Source organism: Undibacterium sp. Di27W, assembly GCF_049340345.1.
Lineage (GTDB): Bacteria > Pseudomonadota > Gammaproteobacteria > Burkholderiales > Burkholderiaceae_D > Undibacterium.
In genome coordinates, this window is the sequence record NZ_JBMPOS010000050.1 from 1 (window position 1) to 4493 (window position 4493).

Consider the following 4493-nt stretch of genomic DNA (forward strand, 5'->3'; position numbering starts at 1 on the left):
AAGCACATTCCAGGCAAATGAACAAAGAAGTAGCGCTCTCTTGGCACAAAGAAATAACTCGCAATACATCAACGAAAGGCACACCAAACTGGCTCTGGAAGTGTGTCGTAGAATTAGCAGCGCTCCATGAAGCGAGTTATCTTGAGCATTGTAGACGTTATTTTGATACGTAAGTTTAGTGATGCTGAATACTCGATTTATCTATGAGGCTGTTATTGATCCTGTCTAAATAGATTTGAAAAGCATGGGTTAATAATTTTGAACAGGTATTGAGTCTTTGTTAATGTTAATAACGGGTATATATTTTTTGGATGCAAATTATGGAAGAGCAAAGGAAAAAAATTGCATATACGAGGTTTTTGAACAATTTCTCTGGTGAAAAAAAATTCGTTCTCAATATTAGTGAACAAGACGCCGATGTCCTGGGACTTACCTTGGATAATTTGCGATGGGAAATGACAAAAAAAGCGATGGATGAGAAAGCTGAATTGTTAGGAATTGATCCACATGTTTTTTTTATCAGGTTTTATGTGGACTCCCCAGATGAATACAGAGAAATGCTGGAAATGAATAAACTTGGGTCTACACGAACCGCCTATAGTAGACCCCAAAAGTTCGAGAGCGCCCCCTTGGGATAGCGTTGAAAAAAACCTGATTAAGTCTAAAGCACCTGTAAATATTCAACAGTAACACTTCAATAAAATCCGACTGCTAAGGCCATCGGATTTTATTTTGACTAAGCATGATTATGTATGAGCTTTTGTCAACCAAATGATCATTTTGAATAGGTTTGCTCGTGGCTTACTTGTGATAAAAAGAAACGTAACATCTCACGGCTGGCGTCTGGGCCTGCGGCATCGGTAAAGCTGCCTTGACCATTACCGCCGGACCAAGCGTGGCCAGCACCATGAATTACCCATTGTTCAGCAGGACAAGATTTGTTAGAATTTTTTTGAGATGCTGTATTTTCAGCATAGCGAATGCGTGTGTAGCGACGGTCAAGTTTGCCGGTACCATTTTCTTTTTGGATTACCAAATTTTTTGACTCGCTACTGTCCAAATAACGTTCCATGAGGTGATCGGCATTCTTACTATTGACCGTATGATCCTGGTCGCCATGGAAAACGATTATAGGCACAGCGACACCAGAAAATGGCTTTTTAATCTGGCTTGCTGCGCCATGCATGGCTGCTAGCACAGAGGATAAATCGCTTGCTGCACCAAATGGCAGGCCAGAATGAATACCAACTGCTGCATATAACTCAGGATAAGCGTCTGCCATGATGGCAGCCATTGCGCCACCAGCAGACATACCTGCGATGAATACGCTGCGCTTGTCTATATGGTAGTCAGCCATTATCTTGCGTGTAATACCTGCAATTAGCGCAGGTTCGCCCTGATCGCGTTTTTGATCTATGGCCTTGAACCAGTTCCAGCATTTCGAGCTGTTTGCACCTTGGTCTTGGCAAGGGTAAACAACGATGCATCGATGTTGTTCAGCAATTAGATTCATTCCCGTGCCAGTGGCAAAATCATCCGGTCCCTGTGTGCAGCCGTGGAGCATGACAATCAATGGCAACGCCTCTCCTTTATAGTCAGAAGGAATATAGAACTTATAATCGCGCTTGCCATGCGCATTTACATAGCTGTCGCTTATGAAGTGACCTGCGTTGCTTTTATCGCCGCCAGAGTTGGTATCATGCACGACTTTCTCATACGTCGCATCATGCTCAGATGAGGCGGGAAAACCTGCCTTCGTCGTACCAAGCAACGGAGCGTTCAACGTGCGCAATATCATTTCTGTGATGGCTGTCATATTTTTTAATTGATCTAGCTGAATGCTGCTCTGAAATGGCATAGCAAACGTTTTGCTATTGAGACAAGATTTCCCTGTAGTGTGCTTGTGTTCCAGCAAGTCTTGATTGAAATTCATAGTGTGCTTTCGATGTGGTACAGAGAGCATATTTTGTAATGCGTCTCGCGAGTTATTCTACTCAGTCAAAGAATACGGTCAGCCAGCGATGCGTTACGAGCAGCAAGCCCCACAATCAATCCTACTAATACATCGTACGATTTGGAAGCGGCAAGGTCAGTATTGCCACCGCTAAGCCATCATTGCCAGCCCTGAATCAGCAATAAAGGACGTGCTGCTTTACAATATCGATGTGGCGTCCCCGTCTCGTGCAGCCGAGCTCGAAACTTGGTCAGGTTTCGCTGCCAACTTTGCATTGATTCGAGCTATCAAATGTGACATTTCGCTGCATGGGAATATTTATTGCTAAGAATATGAAAGGAATGCCATTTGAATTTTTGTCAGATATGTCTGGTCTCTTGACATTGATCGATGCGGCATTCTGAATGTCACCTTCTTTTTGTTTGATACATGCTCATTGTCGCGATAGAAAAATGGACCTTGGCCCATTTTTCTATCGATCGTTTTGATTGTTGAGATTCTCAGGATTATTTTCAGAATTAGATATCGTTTCGCTGTCCGCATCATTCAGGACATCATGTTCCTGAAGATCTCCGTTGACATCTTTTTGAGGGGTTTTTTCCGTTTCTTCTATTTGTTTTTGATCACTCTCGGCGATATCACGCTCATTAGCGTCAAATTTATCTGGCGCGCTAGAATTAGTTGAATCAGCATGTAAAGTTGCAGAATTTCTAGCGTCTGCAAATGGGTTGGTATTGATGGTCATGGTGTGGTTTTCAACAATGAAATTTAAAAAAGTAGATTCGATTTGCTTCTTTAACGGGCATCTGTCTCCAGATTGCCCATTATTGGTTTGAGCAATTAACGACTTTTGGAGCTGGAACCGGAACTCGATTTAGTAGCGGAGCCAGATTTGGACCCACCGCGCTCAGAACCGCTAGCAGATTTGCCGCTATCCGAATTATTCCCGTCATTTTTATGACTTTGCTGACCTGCTTTTACGTGCTGTTCTTGCGTACCACCTTGAGTTCGTGTACTACCAGAGGATTTGGTAGAAGATGATTTACTGCTGGATGAATTTGTAGACATGGAATACTCCGAAAAATTCCGCTGGGTGTCGCGGTCACATTTGTCTGATCTAGTTAATCAGTGACGTCATCATAAGCAGTATGAATATTTAGTAACGTCAGCAGAATCGATTGCAGTGCGTAGGATCAAAGGCCGAAGCTAACCTCACAATCGCCCACATCCCGTAGGCATTAGTTAAAGACCTGTCTCCAAACTGAATGCCTACTTTGTCCAAAACCCTGAAATTAAAAATTGCTGGCAATTTTTGACGAGTCTTTCAATGATCGAATGGTTTCATCCCTTGCGAGTTTTCTTATGTGCGCAAACTAACAGTACCAATTTTTTATAACAGTTATTGTTTGTCGCGATGCGCGGGCATGTCTCGCGCAGTCACATATTTTCCCCATAATTGACCCTTAATTGACTTTAAAGGCACGCGAAATGTCTAAAAAAATCCCTCCGTCATCCACCGACGGTGCTGGCTCAGTATTAAGCACCGTAGCCGGTCCTTCCACAAATGAATTGCCAACTTCATTGGGCGCGATGGATGCTACTTCACCGTCCTTGATAGACAAAGTTAGTAGTGCATTTGAAGTCGCTGCAGCGATGCCAGAAAATCCCAACAAAGCAAATGAATATGGTGATTTAAGTCGCAATCCTGTTTCAGGCGCGACTGTCGAACCTGGTTCTCCTAATGCCACAGCAAGTACTGTAATGGAATCAGTCGCCTCTGATAAAGTTGGTACGGGCCAGCCAGCCTTGGGTGTCAATGAAACTATCGGTTCACTTGATCGCGTCAGGGCAGATGGTTCAAACCAGCGCCTGACCACCAATCAGGGTGTGCCGGTTGCAGATAACCAGAATTCGCTCAAGATAGGCCTGCGCGGTCCTACCGCGCTGGAAGATTTCATCCTGCGTGAAAAAATTACCCATTTCGATCATGAGCGCATTCCCGAACGTGTTGTGCATGCACGTGGATCAGCGGCGCATGGGTATTTTGATAGCTATAAAGATTTTAGTAGCCTCACGCGTGCGTCTCTATTTGCCGCTGAAGGCAAACGTACGCCCGTATTTGTGCGTTTTTCTACGGTCGCCGGGGAGCGCGGTTCCGCTGACACAGTGCGCGATGTGCGCGGATTCGCGGTGAAGTTTTATACTGACGAAGGGAACTGGGATCTTGTTGGCAACAACATTCCTGTGTTTTTTATCCAGGATGCCATGAAGTTCCCAGATCTTGTGCATGCCGTGAAGCCAGAGCCGCATCACGCAATGCCACAGGCATCCAGTGCGCACGATACATTTTGGGATTTTGTTTCGTTGATGCCAGAGTCAACCCATATGCTGCTATGGCAAATGTCGGACCGCGCCATCCCGCGCAGCTACCGGATGATGCAGGGCTTTGGAGTACATACCTTCCGGCTGGTTAATGCCCAAGGCGAGTCCGTGTTCTGTAAATTCCATTGGACACCGCTGGCTGGGACCCATTCCCTGG

At 44.9% G+C, this 4493-nt stretch carries 4 protein-coding genes; 2 read left to right on the top strand and 2 right to left on the bottom strand.

Annotated features, from left to right (window positions below):
* The first annotated feature begins 320 nt into the window (after positions 1-320).
* Positions 321-638 (top strand): DUF6388 family protein, encoded by a 318-nt coding sequence (locus ACO0LF_RS31045; RefSeq protein WP_423021211.1) that lies wholly within the window; start codon positions 321-323, stop codon positions 636-638.
* Between the two features lie 137 nt (positions 639-775).
* On the opposite strand, the gene ACO0LF_RS31050 is transcribed toward ACO0LF_RS31045, so the two are convergent.
* Together ACO0LF_RS31050 and ACO0LF_RS31055 are read right to left on the bottom strand one after the other, a co-directional pair.
* Complete coding sequence (locus ACO0LF_RS31050) at positions 776-1933, bottom strand: alpha/beta hydrolase family esterase (protein WP_423021213.1); 1158 nt, start codon at positions 1931-1933, stop codon at positions 776-778.
* Between the two features lie 493 nt (positions 1934-2426).
* Positions 2427-2699 (bottom strand): hypothetical protein, encoded by a 273-nt coding sequence (locus ACO0LF_RS31055; RefSeq protein ID WP_423021215.1) that lies wholly within the window; start codon positions 2697-2699, stop codon positions 2427-2429.
* 743 nt (positions 2700-3442) lie between these two features.
* Here ACO0LF_RS31055 and ACO0LF_RS31060 point away from each other — a divergent pair.
* Positions 3443-4493: catalase (locus tag ACO0LF_RS31060; RefSeq protein WP_423021217.1), on the top strand; the 1051-nt coding region annotated here is incomplete at its 3' end.

What these genes read in the sequence shown, in the direction of transcription:
- ACO0LF_RS31050 (WP_423021213.1), bottom strand. Translation starts at nt 1,933, where the DNA reads ATGAATTTCAATCAAGACTTGCTGGAACACAAGCACACTACAGGGAAA.
- ACO0LF_RS31045 (WP_423021211.1), top strand. Translation starts at nt 321, where the DNA reads ATGGAAGAGCAAAGGAAAAAAATTGCATATACGAGGTTTTTGAACAAT.
- ACO0LF_RS31055 (WP_423021215.1), bottom strand. Translation starts at nt 2,699, where the DNA reads ATGACCATCAATACCAACCCATTTGCAGACGCTAGAAATTCTGCAACT.